At 66.9% G+C, this 16,870-nt stretch carries 18 protein-coding genes and 1 pseudogene; 12 read left to right on the top strand and 7 right to left on the bottom strand.

The features are described from left to right. Positions 1-35: 35 nt before the first annotated feature. The 3 genes from rpmA to proB all read left to right on the top strand — a co-directional run bounded on the left by rpmA (position 36) and on the right by proB (position 2,822). Complete coding sequence (gene rpmA / locus AC10V3_RS17990; RefSeq protein ID WP_011299102.1) at positions 36-296, top strand: 50S ribosomal protein L27; 261 nt, start codon at positions 36-38, stop codon at positions 294-296. Positions 297-505: 209 nt separating this feature from the next. Beyond that, entirely contained in the window at positions 506-1,603 is a 1,098-nt protein-coding gene (obgE, locus tag AC10V3_RS17985) for a GTPase ObgE (protein ID WP_022536659.1), read from the top strand. Between the two features lie 100 nt (positions 1,604-1,703). Then, a complete protein-coding gene (proB, locus tag AC10V3_RS17980; protein WP_022536658.1) occupies positions 1,704-2,822 on the top strand; it encodes a glutamate 5-kinase in 1,119 nt (372 codons plus the stop codon). A gap of 79 nt (positions 2,823-2,901) precedes the next feature. Here the strand turns inward: proB and AC10V3_RS17975 are convergent, their stop codons facing one another. Together AC10V3_RS17975 and AC10V3_RS17970 are read right to left on the bottom strand one after the other, a co-directional pair. Beyond that, positions 2,902-3,486: a CNP1-like family protein gene (locus AC10V3_RS17975; protein ID WP_022536657.1), complete on the bottom strand. Its 585-nt coding sequence runs from the start codon at positions 3,484-3,486 to the stop codon at positions 2,902-2,904. After that, positions 3,479-4,204, bottom strand: coding sequence for an RNA pyrophosphohydrolase (locus AC10V3_RS17970; protein ID WP_022536656.1), 726 nt, complete (start codon positions 4,202-4,204; stop codon positions 3,479-3,481). Before AC10V3_RS17970 ends, AC10V3_RS17975 begins: the two co-directional genes overlap by 8 nt. A 181-nt stretch (positions 4,205-4,385) precedes the next feature. Here AC10V3_RS17970 and AC10V3_RS17965 point away from each other — a divergent pair, with 181 nt between their 5' ends. The 3 genes from AC10V3_RS17965 to AC10V3_RS17955 are packed head-to-tail and all read left to right on the top strand — an operon-like array spanning position 4,386 to position 7,797. Then, positions 4,386-6,107, top strand: a complete 1,722-nt coding sequence (locus AC10V3_RS17965; RefSeq protein WP_022536655.1) for a proline--tRNA ligase — start codon at positions 4,386-4,388, stop codon at positions 6,105-6,107. A gap of 5 nt (positions 6,108-6,112) precedes the next feature. Further along, positions 6,113-6,898 carry a lytic transglycosylase domain-containing protein gene (locus tag AC10V3_RS17960; protein WP_022536654.1) on the top strand — a complete coding sequence of 262 codons (786 nt, stop codon included), beginning with the start codon at positions 6,113-6,115 and terminating at the stop codon, positions 6,896-6,898. Next, entirely contained in the window at positions 6,895-7,797 is a 903-nt protein-coding gene (locus AC10V3_RS17955; protein ID WP_454752456.1) for a 2OG-Fe(II) oxygenase, read from the top strand. Before AC10V3_RS17960 ends, AC10V3_RS17955 begins: the two co-directional genes overlap by 4 nt. A 48-nt stretch (positions 7,798-7,845) precedes the next feature. Here the strand turns inward: AC10V3_RS17955 and AC10V3_RS17950 are convergent, their stop codons facing one another. The 3 genes and pseudogenes from AC10V3_RS17950 to AC10V3_RS17940 all read right to left on the bottom strand — a co-directional run. After that, on the bottom strand, positions 7,846-8,415 hold the full coding sequence (locus AC10V3_RS17950) for a GbsR/MarR family transcriptional regulator (protein WP_454752455.1): 570 nt from the start codon (positions 8,413-8,415) through the stop codon (positions 7,846-7,848). Beyond that, complete coding sequence (locus AC10V3_RS17945) at positions 8,390-8,890, bottom strand: hypothetical protein (RefSeq protein ID WP_454752600.1); 501 nt, start codon at positions 8,888-8,890, stop codon at positions 8,390-8,392. Before AC10V3_RS17945 ends, AC10V3_RS17950 begins: the two co-directional genes overlap by 26 nt. A gap of 33 nt (positions 8,891-8,923) precedes the next feature. Continuing rightward, a pseudogene (locus tag AC10V3_RS17940) lies at positions 8,924-9,568 on the bottom strand (lytic polysaccharide monooxygenase auxiliary activity family 9 protein); the annotation flags it as partial. A gap of 593 nt (positions 9,569-10,161) precedes the next feature. On the opposite strand from AC10V3_RS17940, the gene AC10V3_RS17935 reads away from it, so the two are divergent. From AC10V3_RS17935 to AC10V3_RS17925, 3 genes are read left to right on the top strand one after another with little or no spacing between them, the layout of a single operon-like run. Next, positions 10,162-10,368 (top strand): prepilin-type N-terminal cleavage/methylation domain-containing protein, encoded by a 207-nt coding sequence (locus AC10V3_RS17935; RefSeq protein WP_454752454.1) that lies wholly within the window; start codon positions 10,162-10,164, stop codon positions 10,366-10,368. Then, positions 10,295-10,681 (top strand): hypothetical protein, encoded by a 387-nt coding sequence (locus AC10V3_RS17930; RefSeq protein WP_022536650.1) that lies wholly within the window; start codon positions 10,295-10,297, stop codon positions 10,679-10,681. Before AC10V3_RS17935 ends, AC10V3_RS17930 begins: the two co-directional genes overlap by 74 nt. Positions 10,682-10,717: 36 nt before the next feature. Then, positions 10,718-11,332: a LysE family translocator gene (locus AC10V3_RS17925; RefSeq protein WP_022536649.1), complete on the top strand. Its 615-nt coding sequence runs from the start codon at positions 10,718-10,720 to the stop codon at positions 11,330-11,332. Between the two features lie 48 nt (positions 11,333-11,380). Here the strand turns inward: AC10V3_RS17925 and AC10V3_RS17920 are convergent, their stop codons facing one another. Beyond that, complete coding sequence (locus AC10V3_RS17920; protein WP_022536648.1) at positions 11,381-11,923, bottom strand: hypoxanthine-guanine phosphoribosyltransferase; 543 nt, start codon at positions 11,921-11,923, stop codon at positions 11,381-11,383. A 61-nt stretch (positions 11,924-11,984) separates the two neighbouring features. After that, complete coding sequence (gene ffh / locus AC10V3_RS17915; protein WP_022536647.1) at positions 11,985-13,379, bottom strand: signal recognition particle protein; 1,395 nt, start codon at positions 13,377-13,379, stop codon at positions 11,985-11,987. 129 nt (positions 13,380-13,508) lie between these two features. On the opposite strand from ffh, the gene AC10V3_RS17910 reads away from it, so the two are divergent. The 3 genes from AC10V3_RS17910 to AC10V3_RS17900 are packed head-to-tail and all read left to right on the top strand — an operon-like array spanning position 13,509 to position 16,864. Further along, complete coding sequence (locus AC10V3_RS17910; RefSeq protein WP_022536646.1) at positions 13,509-14,459, top strand: cytochrome C assembly family protein; 951 nt, start codon at positions 13,509-13,511, stop codon at positions 14,457-14,459. A 6-nt stretch (positions 14,460-14,465) separates the two neighbouring features. Next, complete coding sequence (locus tag AC10V3_RS17905) at positions 14,466-14,762, top strand: PP0621 family protein (RefSeq protein WP_022536645.1); 297 nt, start codon at positions 14,466-14,468, stop codon at positions 14,760-14,762. Further along, positions 14,759-16,864: a sensor histidine kinase gene (locus AC10V3_RS17900; protein WP_022536644.1), complete on the top strand. Its 2,106-nt coding sequence runs from the start codon at positions 14,759-14,761 to the stop codon at positions 16,862-16,864. Before AC10V3_RS17905 ends, AC10V3_RS17900 begins: the two co-directional genes overlap by 4 nt. Positions 16,865-16,870 lie beyond the last annotated feature (6 nt).

Here is a 16,870-nt window from a genome sequence, read left to right as displayed (position 1 = left end):
TCGAGCGTAACCAGGTAAAGCGACAGGAGTAAGACATGGCACAGAAAAAAGGCGGCGGTTCCACGCGGAACGGCCGTGATTCCGAATCGAAGCGTCTGGGCGTGAAGGTGTTTGGTGGCCAGGCCATCAACGCCGGCGGCATCATCATCCGCCAGCGCGGTACCCGCGTGCATGCCGGCGACAACGTCGGCGTGGGCAAGGACCACACGCTGTTTGCCCTGGTGGACGGCCACGTGCAGTTCGCCGTCAAGGGCCCTGCCAAGAAGCAGCACGTCAGCGTCGTCCCGGCGGCCTGATAACAGCCTTTGCAGGATGAAGGCCCCGCAACGCTTGCGGGGCTTTTTCTTTTCTGGCCACAATTAGAGGCACTATCAAAACGATGCTGGCGCGGTCTTGAGGTTCGCCTCGCTCGTTTCGCTCGTTTCGATAGCGCCTTTTGCGGTGCGCCCGGCAGGGCAGGCGGCATCCGGCCGCCAGCCCGCCGCTCCATCACGGAAAACCCATCATGAAGTTCATCGACGAAGCCCGAATCGAAGCCATCGCCGGCAACGGCGGCAATGGCAGCGCCTCGTTCCGGCGCGAGAAGTTTGTGCCCTTCGGCGGCCCGGATGGTGGCGATGGCGGCCGGGGCGGCAGCGTGTTCGCCGTGGCGGACCGCAATATCAATACGCTGATCGACTTCCGCTACGCCAGGAAGCACGTGGCGCGCAACGGCGAGAACGGCCGCGGCTCCGACTGCTACGGCGCGGCTGGCGAAGACGTCACCCTGCGCATGCCGGTGGGCACGCTGATTATGGACATGGACACCGGCGAGGTGATCGCCGACCTGACCGAGCACGGCCAGCGCGTGTGCCTGGCCGAAGGCGGCATGGGCGGGTGGGGCAACCTCCATTTCAAGTCCAGTACCAACCGCGCGCCGCGCCAGCAGGTGGACGGCAAGCCGGGCGAGCGCCGCATGCTCAAGCTCGAGCTGAAGGTGCTGGCCGACGTCGGCCTGCTGGGCATGCCCAACGCCGGCAAGTCGACCTTTATCTCGCATATTTCCAATGCGCGCCCGAAGGTGGCGGACTACCCGTTCACCACCCTGCACCCCAACCTGGGCGTGGTGCGCGTGGACCATGAGCAGTCGTTCGTGGTCGCCGATATTCCCGGCCTGATCGAAGGCGCGGCAGAAGGGGCGGGCCTGGGCCACCAGTTCCTGCGCCACCTGCAGCGTACCGGCCTGCTGCTGCATATCGTCGACCTGGCGCCGTTCGACGAGGCGGTCGACCCGGTCGCTGAAGCCAAGGCCATCGTCAACGAACTGAAGAAATACGACGAGACCCTGTACGACAAGCCACGCTGGCTGGTGCTGAACAAGCTCGACATGGTGCCCGAGGAAGAGCGCGTCACGAAGGTGAAGGACTTCCTCAAGCGCTACAAGTGGAAGGGCCCGGTGTTCCAGATCTCGGCGCTGACCGGCGAAAACTGTCGCGACCTGATCTACGCGATCAAGGACCACCTGCTGGCGATCAAGGCCGCAGAGGCCGCGGCGCTGGCCGAGCCGGACATCCGCCTGGACGAGCGCTTGCACAACGTCGACCAGGGCGAGCGCGAGGCATAAGCAAGGGGCCGCCGACGGCTGGCCTCACCGCAGCACACTACATACGGACAATTCGGGCGCGGCGCCCGCCGCCGGCTGCCCGGGAGACAGGATTCCCGCCATGCAATCGGTCATCGCGCAGGCAAAGCGCATCGTCGTCAAAGTCGGCTCCAGCCTGGTCACCAACGATGGCAAGGGGCTGGACCACGACGCCATCGCCCGCTGGGCTGCCCAGATCGCCAAGCTGCGCGTGGCGGGCAAGGAAGTGGTGCTGGTCAGCTCTGGCGCCATCGCCGAAGGCATGCAGCGCCTGGGCTGGGTGCGCCGCCCGAAGGAAATCCACGAGTTGCAGGCCGCCGCCGCCGTCGGCCAGATGGGCCTGGCGCAGGTCTATGAAAGCCAGTTCGGCCGCTACGGCATCCGCACCGCGCAGGTGCTGCTGACCCACGCCGACCTGGCCGACCGCGAGCGCTACCTGAACGCGCGCTCCACGTTGCTGACGCTGCTGTCGCTGGGCGTGGTGCCGATCATCAACGAGAACGACACCGTCGTCACCGACGAAATCAAGTTCGGCGACAACGACACGCTGGGCGCGCTGGTGACCAACCTGATCGAAGGCGACGCGCTGGTGATCCTGACCGACCAGCGCGGCCTGTACACCGCCGACCCGCGCAAGGACCCGGCCGCCGAGTTCGTGGACGAGGCGCTGGCCGGCACGCCCGAGCTGGAAGCGATGGCCGGTGGCGCCGGCACGTCGATCGGCCGCGGCGGCATGCTGACCAAGATCCTGGCGGCCAAGCGCGCGGCCAAGTCGGGTGCCCACACCACCATCGCCTCCGGGCGCGAAGCCAACGTGCTAGAGCGCCTGGCCGCCGGCGAGGCCATCGGCACCCAGTTGCTGGCGCCAACCGGCCGGCTGACCGCGCGCAAGCAATGGATGGCCGACCACCTGCAGCTGCGCGGGCGCGTGGTGATCGACAACGGCGCGGTCGAGAAGCTCACCAGTGGCGGCAAGTCATTGCTGCCGATCGGCGTGGTGGAAGTCCAGGGCGAGTTCGCCCGCGGCGAGGTGATCGCCTGCGTCGACATGCAGGGGCGCGAGGTCGCGCGCGGCATCACCAACTATTCCAGCGCGGAGGCGCGGCTGATCGCACGCAAGCCCTCTTCCGAGATCGAATCCGTGCTCGGCCACCTGAACGAGCCTGAGCTGATCCATCGCGATAACCTGGTGCTGGTCTGAGGCACAGGCAACAAGCGCATAAGAAAAAACGGCGGGACTGGATGACAGTCCCGCCGTTTTCGTATCGACGCTTCCGGTGTCAGCGATTGCTCGGCGCCCGTGACTTCAGCTCGCGCACCATGTCATCCGGCTTGCCGGCCACCGTGCGGCCTTCACAGAAGAAATCGGTCGCCAGCGTCGCGGCATAGGCGTTGCTCACCCGGGTTTCCATGCGGTGCCAGTTCTCGCCGTATTCGCTCAGGTTCGGAATCCATTCCTTGGCGCCGGCCGGCAGCGTGGCGTAGAGCTTGCGCTCGAACGCGTCGCAACGCATGCCTTCGAAGGTCACGTTGCGCGCGCCGCTCCGGCTGGTGGTGACGACGGTATAGCGCACCACGTTGTCCTTGCCGACCGAGACCGACTTGCTGTCCACCGCGAACGAGAGGCTGCCGGTGCCCGATACCGAGAACGGGATCAGGTCGGCGTCCTGCGGCAGCGGCGGCAGCATCGCCTTGGCCTCCTCGAAGGTCTTGGGCGCGAACGGGTTGAGCCACGTGCTCTCTTCCTCTGCCATCTGCTTGCCAGTGGTCTTGCAGCCGGCCAGCGCAAGGCTGGCCGCGGCAAGCAGCAGTCCGGCAGCGCGCAGGCCGCCGCGGTCGCGGCCCGGGCCGGTGAAACTAGTCATCAGTGCTCCGTGAGGTGGATACCGGCGCTGCGGCCGGCGAAACAGATACAGGCTGGGCTTCAGGTTCGGGCGCAGGGGCAGGCTCAGGTTCCGCCGCGCCATCGCAGTCGGCCCCGGCCACCGCCGGCTGCCCCGGCTGGCCACCTCGGCCCTGCATCTGGCTGCGCGGCCCGCCGTAGCGCCCGTGCATGCCATGCGCACCATGGGCGCCGTGCGTGCCATAGGGGCTCAGCGGCACGCGCGGGTGCCGGTTCAAAAAGCGCGACAATTCCGTCAGCGCCATCTGGTAGACATCGCGCTTGAACTCGATCACCGCCTCCAGCGGCACCCAATAATGGCTCCAGCGCCAGGCGTCAAACTCCGGATGGTCGGTGGCGCGAAGGTGGATATCGCAGTCCCTGCCGGCCATGCGCAGCAGGAACCAGATTTGTTTCTGGCCCTTGTAGTGGCCGCGGATCTCGCGGCGGATGAACTTGTCCGGCACCTCGTAACGCAGCCAGTCGCGCGTGCGACCAACGATCCTGACGTGCTCCGGAAGCAGGCCGATTTCCTCATGCAGTTCGCGGTACATGGCCTGTTCCGGCGTTTCGCCGTACTTGATGCCGCCTTGCGGGAACTGCCAGGAGTGTTCGCCGATTCGCTTGCCCCAGAAAACCTCGTTGCGTGCGTTGAGGAGGATGATGCCGACGTTCGGGCGAAAGCCTTCACGATCGAGCATGACTGCACCTCGAATCCTTTAGAATTACGCTGATTATAAAGGAAGCGCGCAGCCGGGCTCAGAAGGGGGGATGGTGGTTTTCCCCGAGCAGAAGGGCAGTTTCAGGCGCGTGCGCGACAAATCAGTGCCGCAGCTCCCCCGGATTTGCCGGGATTCCTGGCGGCCTCGAGAGAAACAACGGATGAAAGCCTCGCAATTCTTCATTTCCACCCTCAAGGAAGCGCCCGCCGACGCGGAAATCGTGTCGCACAAACTGATGATGCGCGCCGGCATGATCAAGAAGCTAGGCGCCGGCATCTACAGCTACATGCCGATCGGGCTGCGCGTGATCCGCAAGGTCGAGAACATCGTGCGCGAGGAGATGAACCGCGCCGGCGCGGTGGAACTGTCCATGCCCGTGATCCAGCCGGCCGAGCTGTGGCAGGAAACCGGCCGCTGGGACAAGATGGGCCCGGAGCTGCTGCGCCTGAAGGACCGCCACGAGCGCGACTTCGCGGTGCAACCGACCTCGGAAGAGGTGGTGACCGATATCGCCCGCGGCGAAATCCGCAGCTACAAGCAGCTGCCGGTCAATTTCTACCAGATCCAGACCAAGTTCCGCGACGAGCGCCGGCCGCGCTTCGGCATCATGCGCGGGCGCGAGTTCACCATGAAGGACGCCTATTCCTTCGACCGCGATACCGACGGCTTGCGCAAGTCGTACGAGAACATGTACGACACCTACGTGCGCATCTTCCGCCGCTTCGGGCTGGAATTCCGCGCCGTGGCGGCCGACAACGGCGCCATCGGCGGCTCGGGCTCGCATGAGTTCCACGTCATCGCCGAGACGGGTGAAGACGCCATCGTCTACTGCCCGACCTCCGCCTACGCGGCTAACATGGAGGCCGCCGAGGCATTGCCGCTGCTGGCCGAGCGCGCCGCGCCCAAGGAAGACCTGGTCAAGACCTTTACCCCGGAAAAGACCAAGTGCGAGCACGTGGCCGAGTTCCTGGGCATCCCGCTGGAGCGCAACGTCAAGTCGATCGTGCTGGCCAAGGATACCGAAGCCGGCGCCGAAATCTGGCTGCTGCTGATCCGCGCCGACCATGAACTGAACGAGGTCAAGGCCTCCAAGGTGCCGGGCCTGGCCGACTTCCGCTTCGCCACCGAGAACGAGATCGTCGATGCCTTCGGCTCGCCGCCGGGCTACCTCGGCCCGATCGGCGCCAGGAAGCCGGTCAAGGTGGTGGCCGACCGCACCGTCGCCAACATGAGCGACTTCGTCTGCGGCGCCAACTATCGCGACTACCACTACACCGGCGTCAACTGGGGCCGCGACCTGCCCGAGCCGGTCGTCGCCGACCTGCGCAACGTGGTCGCCGGCGACGCCTCGCCGGACGGCCAGGGCACGCTGGAAATCTGCCGCGGCATTGAGGTGGGCCATGTGTTCATGCTGGGCACGCGCTATTCCGAGTCCATGAACGCCACCTTCCTGGATGAGAACGGCAAGACTCAGCCGATGCAGATGGGCTGCTACGGCATCGGCGTCACCCGCATCCTGGGCGCCGCGATCGAGCAGAACTTCGACGAGCGCGGCATTATCTGGCCGGCAGCGATCGCGCCGTTCGCGGTGGTGATCTGCCCGGTGGGCTACGACCGCTCCGAAGCCGTCAAGGCCGAGGCCGACCGCATCCATGCCGAGCTGCTGGCGGCCGGCGTGGACGTCATCATCGACGACCGCGGCGAGCGCCCCGGCGTGATGTTCGCCGACTGGGAACTGATCGGCGTGCCGCACCGCGTGGTGGTGGGCGACCGCGGCCTGAAGGAAGGCAAGGTCGAGTACCAGGGCCGGCGTGACGCGCAGGCCACCGCGGTCAGCGTGGCCGACGTGGTCGGCCACGTGCGCAACCATCTGGCGAACTGACCTCCATGCGCGCCGCACCGGGGATGACCGACGCCGGCCGACGCCCCGCGTGGCGCCAGCCCGTGGCCGTTGCCTGCCGCTTTGCCGGCGGGCTGCTGCTGGCGCTGGCCGCCACGGCCGTCCAGGCCGGCGCGCAGAAGGAAGAAGACCTGGCCGATTCCGTGCGCGGCGCACTGGCCGCCGCCATCGCCGATGACCGGCCCACGCGACCGGTCTTTGCTTCGGGCGGCGAGCGCCTGGCCTACCTGAAATGGCTGGGCGAAATGTCCTCGCGCCTGTCTTCGCGCATCCCCGAGCCGCAGGTGCGCGTCGAGCTGATCGAGACCGCTTACTACGAGGCCAAGCGCGCCGGGCTGGAGCCCGCGCTGGTGCTGGGCCTGGTCCAGGTCGAGAGCAATTTCCGCAAGTACGCGATCAGCTCCGCCGGTGCGCGCGGGCTGATGCAGGTGATGCCGTTCTGGGTGCGAGCCATCGGCGACAACGACCCGCGCAAGCTGTTCCACCTGCAGAGCAACCTGCGCTACGGCTGCACCATCCTGCGCTACTACCTCGACCGCGAGCAGGGCGACCTGTACCTCGCGCTGGGCCGCTACAATGGCAGCCGCGGCCGGCCGGAGTACCCGAACGCGGTGCTGGCGGCGTGGAAGCGCTGGCAATATTCCGAAGCCTCGGTCACCGTCGCCGGCGATCCCGAGATCGCCCCGTCGCCCCCGCGCGCGCCGCTATCGCCTGTATCCGAGCCACCCCAAAGCAATCCCTTCTCGCCCCGGCGCGTCGCCAATCCCTCATGATCCGCGAAGCATCCGCAGTCGGCGGCAAGGCCGGCTATACCGAATCCTCGCCCGAACTCGAGCAATGGCTGGCCCGGCATATCGCGCAGGGCTTCGGCGCCGATGCGCTGGTGTTGTCGATGCTGCGCTCGGGCTATGACGATGCCTTTGCGCGCCAGGCCGTGGCGGCGGCATTCGGGCAGGATGCAGGCGCCGACGCACCCGCGAAGCCGGCGGCGCGCGGCAAGGCGCCCGTCGCTGCGGCCGAGGCCGAGCCGCAGGTCTACGTAGCGCACGGCGGCGACCGCGAGATCCCGATCCTGTTCCAGCTGGCATCGCCGCGCATCCGGTTGTTCCAGCATCTGCTGACCGACGAGGAATGCGATGCGCTGGTGGCGCTGTCGCGCGGCCGGCTGGCGCGCTCGCCGGTGGTCAACCCGGATACCGGCGACGAAAACCTGATCGACGCCCGCACCAGCATGGGCGCGATGTTCCAGGTGGGCGAGCACGCGCTGATTTCGCGCATCGAGGCGCGCATCGCCGCGGTCACCGGCGTGCCGGCAGAGCATGGCGAAGGGCTGCAGATCCTCAACTACAAGCCCGGCGGCGAGTACCAGCCGCACTTCGATTACTTCAATCCGCAGCGCCCCGGCGAGGCGCGCCAGCTGTCCGTAGGCGGCCAGCGCATCGCCACGCTGGTGATCTACCTGAACACCCCCGAGGCGGGCGGCGCCACCGCGTTCCCGCGCGTACGCCTGGAAGTGGCGCCGGTCAAGGGCAACGCCGTGTACTTCAGCTACCTGCTGCCCGACGGCAAGCTCGACGACCGCACGTTGCACGCCGGCCTGCCGGTGGCGTCGGGCGAGAAATGGATCGCCACCAAATGGCTGCGCGAACGGCCATACCGCAGCGAGGCGTGAGCCTGCCTGCCGGCGCCAGCTGATCCATCTGCTGGCACTGGTCTCATCTCAAGGCGGATCCTGCACCGTGCCGTGGCGTAGTACGCGGCGCAGGGCATCGTCGTCCAGCCGCTGCGTGCCGTCGAGCCAGGTGCCCAGCAGCGCCAGCAACTCCAGCAACGCATCGATGCGCGCCAGCAGGTGGGCGTCGTCGCCGGCCGCCCCGGCTTCCTGCCTGAGGGCGCGCAAGGCCGCTACGGCGGGATCAATCTCGCGGCGCTTGCGCTCGGCCGCCAGGGTGCGGAAGTTGACCCAGACATCTGCCGGCACGCGCACGTACTCGCGCCGGTCGCGCGGGACATCGGCATGGGACGGCCGGGTCAGGTTCCAGGAATCGAGTTCCCTGAGCCCCACGCTGATATTGGAGCGCGAGCGGTTCAGTGCGTGCGCGATCTCGTCGGCGTTCAGCGGCCGCGAGGCGATATACAGCAGGCTCAGGATCTGGCTGGCCGTGCGGGTAAGGCCGCAATGGCTGCCCAGTTCCCCAAGGTGGCCAATCAACAGGTGGGCAAGCGGTGACAAGTGCATGGTGTGGTGGTGGGTCACGTGGACGCTAGGCTTGTAGGTGCCCGATGCCATCGGGCCATTTCGGGTACTGGCCCGGCGCCGGGGCCGGTGCAGGCGCCGGAGTCGGTGCCGGAGTCGGTGCGGGAGCCGGCGCTGGCGTCGGAGCAGGAGAGGGCGCAGGCGCAGGAGAGGGCGCCGGCGTGGGCGCATCCGGCGACAGGATCGACAGCTGCGCCGAGTCCTTCTCGTTCTTAAGGTAAATCACGTTGGCCTGCAGGTTGGCCGTGTTGAAGACGACTTCGTTGCCCTGGCGTTCGCCGATGCGCAGCAGCGTGCCGTACTTGCCGTTGAGCAGGCTGGCCAGCTGCGGGCCCCATGCGGACTGCGGCGCGTTCTGCGCCGTGATGGCCAGGCGCTCGTCCACGCGCTCCTTGCCGCCGGCATCGCTGCCGAGCACGCGGAAGCGCACCTGGTCGCCGGGCACCGGCTCGAAGCCCTGCTTGATGAAGAAGCCGCCATCGAACCACGGGAAGCCGTCGGTAGGCACGCCGGCGGTGTTCTCGATGGTGACGTCGCTGCAGTTGTAGAAGCCCTCGCGCCCGGCATCCTGGCGCTGCCAGCGGGTGTAGAGCACCGCACTGCCGGTGCGCCCGGCCGGAATCGGCACGTCATAGACGTAGTAGCGCTTGCCGCCGATGGTCTGCGTCGCCGGCGCTGCCCCGCTGTAGACCAGCTGCAGGTCCGACCAGCGCAGCGGCTCGCTGTAGGCATAGGACGCCTTGGTCAGGTAGATGCGCACGAACGACGGGTTATGCGCCGCCGTGGCGTAGTACATCATGCGGATCTTGCCCTTCTCGGGCTTGATCGGCGTCTTGTGCCACTGGGTTGAGCGCACGTCCAGCCCGGCCTACTTGGGGTCGCCGCCGCTGCACAGCGTGCCGTCCTTGATCGCCTCTTCGACCGAGGCCTGGCTGTTGTAGTCCTGCGGGAAGCCCGTCACCTCGTTCCATTGCTGGAAGGGATAGGTGCCGCTGCGCCGGAAGGCCTCGCGGCAACCGGCATTGGGCACGCCCGAGCCGTCCGCAGGCCACCAGAAGCCCCCGTCCTGGAAGCACTTGAGCTGCCGCGCGATCGGGAACTCCACCACGCCGTGCGCCCGCGCGGGGAGGGCAAGGAAGCCGCTGCCCAGCAGCAGGACGGGGAAAACGGTCTGCTTGATCTTCATGCGTAGTCTCCGGTGACTGGCCATCGTTCCCGGCGAAGTACCCGGGACACGCTGGCGATGGCGCGTGCAAATCAGTCGGGCCGCACTGCACGTGCCCCGACGCTGGCTTGATTTTCCGGTGCCGATCATGGTGCGTGCCAATGGCAATCTCCTTGTCGCCTAGCCGGTATTGAATTATCGATCGCAAGGTTTTCGGAAATTTCTGAAATTACTAAAATAATTCGACCGTTTCTATAGTTTCAGAAATTCGTGAAATTCACCATGCAACGGATTGCGGAGCATTTCCGTCGGCCGTGGTATCGCTTCATGTATGTCCAGAAATCTGGTGTCTTTATTGGCTTTTCTGGCAATTAGCGGTGACATTTGCTCTGCTCTGCGCGCATGAATGCTGTCCCATAAATGGGGCAAAGTGCGCAAAAAACGGGTGGTCAAATGTATGCGGACAGGTACCGTTACCGTGTCGTTTTTTGATTAAGCATTGTTATATTTATTGTGTTGGAACAACTCAGTAAATTTCTTTTCAGTCGATTGTTTTAGCGACTAGAATTCCCTTCACCTCCGCATACCGCGGCAACTCAAAACCAGGTTTGACCATGGCCGCAAGCAGGTTCCCGGGCATCGACAGCGCAGCACAGGTTTACGCGGCTGGCGCGCGCGCGACGCAGGCTGCCTTTACGCTGCTCGAACTGCTGGTGGTGCTGCTGATCATCGCGCTGCTGGCCGGCTATGTCGGGAATTCGCCGCGCGATCCGCGCCTACTACGATGCCAACCCGGCCGGGCAGTATCCGAAAGGCCTTGACGAACTGGTACTCGATCCGCGCCAGCCGGTGGTGGCGCGCTACCTGCGCCGGGCCTGGCGCGACCCGCTGACGGAAAGCGGCGAGTGGGGCATCGTCCCCGGCCCGGACAATGGCATCGTCGGTGTATACAGCCAGGCTCCCGGCACGCCGCTGCGCGTGGCCGGCTTTGCGCCCGCCAACGCCGGGTTTGCCGACAAGGGCAGTTACCAGGAATGGATCGCCATAAGCCGGAAGAAAACTGAACGGCGGCCGGAAGCGTCCCTGTATCGGCGGATTTCCGTCAAAGTGTACCGGTACTGTACCGTTGGCTGACCGTAGACTGATTCCCTGAATGCCCTGGAGTCAGTTATGGAAGTGTCCCAACTTGCCGCCGGAACCGGTGTCTTTGCCGCGTTTGCCGGCTTTGCGCTGGTGTCGTCGATCACCCCCGGTCCCAACAACACCATGGTGCTCGCCTCGGGCGTGAACTTCGGATTTGCGCGCACGGTGCCGCACGTGCTGGGTATCAGCATCGGCTTTGCGCTGATGGTGGCGCTGGTCGGGCTGGGGCTGGGATCGCTGTTCCACGCCTTTCCGTGGACCTGGCAGGTGCTGCGCGTGGTGGCGACGGTCTACCTCGTGTGGCTGGCGTGGAAGCTGGCCACCTCCGGCGGCGTGCAGGACCAGAAGGTCGGGCGGCCGATGGGCTTCCTGGCCGCCGCGGCATTCCAGTGGGTCAATCCCAAGGCTTGGGTGATGGCGGTCGGCGCGTGCAGCACATACGTGCTGCACGGCAACCTGTGGCTCAACGTGCTGCTGCTGGCGGGGATCTTCGGCGTGGTCAACCTGCCGAGCGTCGCGATGTGGGCGCTGTGCGGCTCGGCGCTGCGGCGCTGGCTGGCGCGCCCGCGCGTGCTGCGCGCCTTCAATATCGGCATGGCAGCTTTGCTGCTGGCCTCGCTGTGGCCGATCCTGGGGGCCTGAAGCGGGCGCCCAGGGCAGGCACCCCGGCGGGTGCCTGTATTTACGTGATCAGAACAGGGCGCGGATCGCGTCCAGGTTGCGCCAGTAGCCCTTGGCGTCCATGCCGCAACCGAACACATAGCGATCCGGCACGGCAAAGCCGCAGAAGTCCGGGTGCATGGGCTTGATCTTGGGCAGCGTCTTCTCGCACAGCACCGCGGCGTGGAATTCCTTGGCGCCCATGTCCAGGATGCGCTCGCGAATCGCGGCCATGGTTTCGCCTTCATCCAGGATGTCGTCCAGCACCAGCACCACGCGGTCCTTGACCGATTCGCGCGGGGCCACGCGCCACTGCATCTCGCCGCCCACGGTCTTGTTGTTGTAGCGCGAGAGGTGGATGTAGTCGAACTCCAGCGGGAAGGCCAGCTTGGGCAGCAGCATGCCGGTGAAGACCACCGCGCCGCCCATCACCGACAGCACCAGCGGGAAGGCATCGCCCATCTTGACGGTGATCTCGGTCGCCATGCGGTCCAGGGCGGCCTGGACTTCCTCGGCGGAGACGATTTCTTCGGAGTTGGCCCACAGCTCGCGGGCCTGTACGGCGCTCATCATGATGTCTTTCCTGTTCTTTTGCGGGGGAAGGCAGATCGCTTGCCGATCTTACTACCGCTAATTAGCGGTTGAAGAGGCCCTTCATGCCACCCTTCATCGCGCCCATCTGGCGCATCATCTTCATCATGCCGCCGCCCTTGAGCTTTTTCATCATGGATTGCATCTGGTCGAACTGGTTGAGCAGGCGGTTCACTTCCTGCACCGGCACGCCGGCGCCCGCGGCGATGCGGCGCTTGCGGCTGGCCTTGATCAGCTCGGGCTTGGCGCGCTCGGTCGGCGTCATGCTGTTGATGATGCCTTCCATGCGGGCCACCTGCTTTTCCGCCTGATCCATATTGGCGCCTTGTGCCTGCTGGGCGAACTGCGCCGGCAACTTGTCGACCAGGCTGCCCAGGCCGCCCATTTTCTTCATCTGGCCGATCTGCGCCTTGAAGTCTTCCAGGTCGAAGTCGCCTGTCTTCTTGATCTTCTTGGCCAGCTTCTCGGCCGCTTCCATGTCCACGCCGCGCTGGGCTTCCTCGACCAGCGCGAGGATGTCGCCCATGCCCAGGATGCGCTGGGCCATGCGGTCAGGGTAGAAGGGCTCGAGGCCGTCGAGCTTTTCGCCGACGCCGACGAACTTGATCGGGCGCCCAGTAATGTGGCGTACCGACAGCGCCGCACCACCGCGCGCATCGCCGTCCAGCTTGGTCAGCACCACGCCGGTCAGCGGGAGGGTGTCGTTGAAGGCCTTGGCGGTGTTGACCGCGTCCTGGCCGAGCATGGCGTCGACCACGAACAGCGTCTCGGCGGGCTTCAGCTCGGCGTGCAGGGCCGCGATTTCCTGCATCATCAACTCGTCGATACCCAGCCGGCCGGCCGTGTCGACGATCAGCACATCGTGGTAGTGCTTGCGTGCCCAGTCCACCGCCGCGCGGGCGATGTCGACCGGTTTCTGGTCCGGCTGCGACGGGAAGAAGTCAGCGCCGACTTGCTCGGAAACCGTCTTCAGCTGCGCAATCGCGGCGGGGCGGTAGACGTCGCACGAGACCGTCAGCACCTTCTTCTTCTTGTTTTCCTTGAGCCACTTGGCCAGCTTGCCCACGGTTGTGGTTTTACCGGCACCCTGCAGGCCGGCCATCAGGATGATGGCGGGCGGCTGCACGGCCAGGTTCAGCTCGGCTTCCTTGTTGTTGCCACCAGCGGCTTCGGTGCCGCCGATCACCGCGGTCAGCTCGCGCTGTACCACGCCGACCAGGGCCTGGCCCGGGGTGAGGCTGGTGACGACCTCCTCGCCCAATGCCTTTTCCTTGACGCGGGCGACGAATTCGCGCACGACCGGCAGCGCCACGTCGGCTTCGAGCATGGCAAGGCGCACTTCGCGCAGCATCTCGGCGGTGTTGGCCTCGGTCAGGCGCGCCTCGCCGCGCATGGTCTTGACCACACGCGCCAGGCGTTGAGTGAGATTGTCCAGCATGGCAGGAATTGGGGAAAGGTCGGAGCAGGGCTCGGAGAAGAATCGGGGCAGGACCGGCTCACGCGGGGGGCCTGGAGCACCGGTTCAACCGGCCGCCACCGTCCGTGGGCACTAAGGTAAACTGCGCAAATGGTCATTGTACTGTATGCCCTCACGGCACTTCTCTATTGCGGCCTGGCCTGGCACGGCTGGGCCACGCGCCATCCGCTCGCGACCGCGGCCGGCCAGGCAGGCGGCGGCGCCTCGGCCGTGCTCGTTGCTTCCGGTCCCGGCGGCCCGGGCGGCGGCATCCCACCGGCGGGCGGCGCGCACGGCGAAGCGCGCCCGGCCTGGTGGCACGTGCTGATGCTGGCCGCGCTGGCCAGCCACGGCATGCTGCTGCATGAAACCATCTTCCCGGCCGAGCGCATGGTGTTCGGCTTTGCCTTCGCGCTGTCGGCCATGCTGTGGCTGGGCGTGGGCATCTACTGGATCGAGAGCTTTTTCTTCTCGCTGGCCGGTCTGGGGCTGATCGTGATCCCGGTGGCGCTGGTCGCCAGCCTGTTGCCCCTGGCCTTCCCAGGCTCGCAGATCCTGGGCTACGCGGCGCAGCCGCTGTTCAAGCTGCACTTCATCATCGCCAACGTGGCCTATGGGCTGTTCACGCTGGCTGCCTTCCACGCCTTCCTGATGCTGCTGGCTGAACGGCGCCTGCACGGCTTCCGCCACGCGCCGGCGCGGCCGAGCGAGGCGCAGCCCAGCCAGTGGCTGGGGCGCTGGCTGGACCTGCTGCCGCCGCTGCTGACGCTGGAGAAGCTGCTGTTCCGGCTGATCGGCGCCGGCTTCGTGCTGCTGACGCTGACCATTGCCTCGGGGCTGCTGTTTTCCGAGGAACTGTTTGGCCGCGCCTTCCGGCTCGACCACAAGACCGTGTTTGCGCTGATCTCGTGGGCCATGTTCGGCGGCATCCTGGCCGGACGCATCTTCCGCGGCTGGCGCGGCAAGGTGGCGCTGCGCTGGGTCATCGCCTCGTTCGGCATCCTGCTGCTGGCCTATGTCGGCAGCCGCTTCGTGATCGAAGTCGTCTTGCACCGCATCTGATTTGCCATGGCACGTATCCTGATCCTGCTGGCGGTGGTGCTGGGCGTCATCTGGTGGCTGCGAGCCCGTGCCGAGGCTCGGCTGGCGCAACAGCGCGCGCAGCAGCATGCGCGCGAAGCCAGCCAGCGCGCTGCCGCCGAAGCCGCCGCGCCTGCCACGGCCGAGCCGATGGTCCAGTGCGCACACTGCGGCGTACACCTGCCGCAAGGCGAGGCCATTGCCTGGCGCGGCCTGCATTACTGCCGCCGCAGCCACCTGCCTGACGAAGCCAGCACCGGCACCACTGGCGGTCCCGGCGCATGACCGGACCGGCGCCGACTGGTCCCTCGGGCTGGCAGCGGCTGAACGCCTGGCGCGGTCTGGCGCAGTTGTGGCGCCAGGACGAACCACCCGAATTCCACTGGCGCCTGCTGCGCTACTTCTGCTGGACCCGCGTCGCCGTCGGCCTGCTGCTGGTCGGCTACGCGCTGATGCAGCGCGGCGAGCCCCCGGCCGTCGCCGCAGTTTTGCCGTTTGCGCTGGGAGCGGTCGAGCATGCGGCGGCCATGACGGTCGCGTTGCCCTACCTGGTGATTGCGCTGGCGATGCTGGCCGGCACGCTGTGGCGCCGGCACTTCCATCTGCGTGTACGCGTGCAGGTGCTGGCCGACCTGGCGCTGCTGGCGCTGGTCTACCACGTGCTGGCGCGGCACGGCACCCACGGGCAGGCCGACGGCCTGGCCATGATCTTCCTGCTGCCGGCGCTGGAAGCCGGGGCCCTGACCAGCCTGCTGTTCGCGCTGTTCGCCGCGGCCATCTCCGCGCTGGTGGTGATGAGCGGCCCGTTCACCCACACCATCCTGCTGCGCCAGGCCGACGCCGGCCTGCTGGGCTCGGGCCTGTTCGGCCTGGTGTTCATGATCGCCGCGCTGCTGATGTATATGCTGGCCAACCGCCAGATCGCGCAGGAACGACTGGCGCTGGCGCGCGAGCAGGAGCTGCGGCTGCAGCAGCTGGTCAACCGGCTGATGGTCAACGACATGCAGGACGGCGTGATGCTGGTGCGCGCCAACGGCGCGGTGGTGGCGGCCAACCCGGCGGCGGTAGTGCTGCTGGGGGTGCAGCCGCATGAACGGATCTATTCGCGCCGGCTCGGTGGCGCTGCGGGGCAGGGCGCCAGCGGTGGCGACGCCGTCTTGTTCGACCTGCGCCGCATCCCGCGCCTGCAGCCGCTGATGGAGATGCTGCGCGACTGGCTGCGCAGCAAGGACGATGTGCCGCGCATCCTGCAATTGCTGCCGATGGCGTCCGGCACGGCGCTGGCCGACGGCACCATGCAGCACACTCGGCTGCGGCTGCGCTTCGTGCTGCCGGGGCTGGCGGGCCTGCGCTCGACGCTGGCGCACGGCCGTACTCTGCCGACCACCCTCGATACCGCCACCTGGAACGAACTCTCGCCCGAAGCTGCCGCGCGCCTGCGCCTGGCCATCGCCCAGAACGAGGCCATGGCCTGGTCGCAGGAAGACGAGGCGCTGCTGCGCAGCGAGATGCGCGACACCGTGCTGGTCCATATCGAAAGCTGGGAACGCATCGCCGAACAGGTGCAGCAGGAAAAGCTGGCCGCGATGGGCCGGCTGGTGGCCAGCATCGCGCACCAGATCCGCAACCCGCTGGCGGCAATCAGCCAGGCCAGCGAATTGTTGGCCGATTCGGGCAGGCGCGAGCCCGGTGTGCCAGACAGTGGCGGCGCCGACGTCGATATCGACGCCCGCCTGCTGCGCATCATCAACGACAACGTGCGCCGGCTCGACCAGGTGGTGTCCGACGTGCTGCAGATGTCGCGCCGCCCGCGCACCGGCCGCAGCACCGTGCACCTGGCGCAGGCGCTGCCCGAGATCGTCGAGCGCTGGCGGCTGGAAATGCGCTCGCGCCGCCCGCACGCCGGCGAAACCCGCCCGGCGGGCCGCGCCGACATCAACGCCAACGCCATCCGGCTGACGGTGGACGTGGCCCAGCCGGTGGTGTTCGATACCTCGCAGCTGCAGCAGGTGCTGGGCAACCTGCTCGACAACGCCTGGCGTTACTGCAGCCGGCTGCCGGGCTCGATCCGGCTGCTGGCGCACGCGCTGGACCAGCACCATGCCGAGCTGATCGTCTGGAACGACGGCGCCGAGGTCTCGCGCGAGCACCAGCGCAGCCTGTTCGAGCCATTCTTCACCAGCAACGCGCAGGGCACCGGGCTGGGCCTGTTCATGGCGCGCGAGCTGTGCGGCGTCAACGATGCGCAGGTGCGCTATGGCGCCGTGTCGCTGCCGGCGCTGATCGAGCGTACCGGCGTGCTGGCCCCAGCCGCGCGCGATACACTGCCGGCCAAGGCCTTCGTGCTGACGCTGCGCATCGAGACCGCGGATGCGGCCGCAGCCTGAGCCGGC

The organism is Cupriavidus sp. PB-02 (genome assembly GCF_058252315.1).
Note: the sequence above shows the minus strand (reverse complement) of the source record. Positions and strands in the feature narration are given on the sequence as shown.

Bases quoted from the DNA above. Each gene is read 5' to 3' on its own strand.
- rpmA (WP_011299102.1), top strand. From the start codon at position 36: ATGGCACAGAAAAAAGGCGGCGGTTCCACGCGGAACGGCCGTGATTCC.
- obgE (WP_022536659.1), top strand. From the start codon at position 506: ATGAAGTTCATCGACGAAGCCCGAATCGAAGCCATCGCCGGCAACGGC.
- proB (WP_022536658.1), top strand. From the start codon at position 1,704: ATGCAATCGGTCATCGCGCAGGCAAAGCGCATCGTCGTCAAAGTCGGC.
- AC10V3_RS17975 (WP_022536657.1), bottom strand. From the start codon at position 3,486: ATGACTAGTTTCACCGGCCCGGGCCGCGACCGCGGCGGCCTGCGCGCT.
- AC10V3_RS17970 (WP_022536656.1), bottom strand. From the start codon at position 4,204: ATGCTCGATCGTGAAGGCTTTCGCCCGAACGTCGGCATCATCCTCCTC.
- AC10V3_RS17965 (WP_022536655.1), top strand. From the start codon at position 4,386: ATGAAAGCCTCGCAATTCTTCATTTCCACCCTCAAGGAAGCGCCCGCC.
- AC10V3_RS17960 (WP_022536654.1), top strand. From the start codon at position 6,113: ATGCGCGCCGCACCGGGGATGACCGACGCCGGCCGACGCCCCGCGTGG.
- AC10V3_RS17955 (WP_454752456.1), top strand. From the start codon at position 6,895: ATGATCCGCGAAGCATCCGCAGTCGGCGGCAAGGCCGGCTATACCGAA.
- AC10V3_RS17950 (WP_454752455.1), bottom strand. From the start codon at position 8,415: ATGGCATCGGGCACCTACAAGCCTAGCGTCCACGTGACCCACCACCAC.
- AC10V3_RS17935 (WP_454752454.1), top strand. From the start codon at position 10,162: ATGGCCGCAAGCAGGTTCCCGGGCATCGACAGCGCAGCACAGGTTTAC.
- AC10V3_RS17930 (WP_022536650.1), top strand. From the start codon at position 10,295: ATGTCGGGAATTCGCCGCGCGATCCGCGCCTACTACGATGCCAACCCG.
- AC10V3_RS17925 (WP_022536649.1), top strand. From the start codon at position 10,718: ATGGAAGTGTCCCAACTTGCCGCCGGAACCGGTGTCTTTGCCGCGTTT.
- AC10V3_RS17920 (WP_022536648.1), bottom strand. From the start codon at position 11,923: ATGATGAGCGCCGTACAGGCCCGCGAGCTGTGGGCCAACTCCGAAGAA.
- ffh (WP_022536647.1), bottom strand. From the start codon at position 13,379: ATGCTGGACAATCTCACTCAACGCCTGGCGCGTGTGGTCAAGACCATG.
- AC10V3_RS17910 (WP_022536646.1), top strand. From the start codon at position 13,509: ATGGTCATTGTACTGTATGCCCTCACGGCACTTCTCTATTGCGGCCTG.
- AC10V3_RS17905 (WP_022536645.1), top strand. From the start codon at position 14,466: ATGGCACGTATCCTGATCCTGCTGGCGGTGGTGCTGGGCGTCATCTGG.
- AC10V3_RS17900 (WP_022536644.1), top strand. From the start codon at position 14,759: ATGACCGGACCGGCGCCGACTGGTCCCTCGGGCTGGCAGCGGCTGAAC.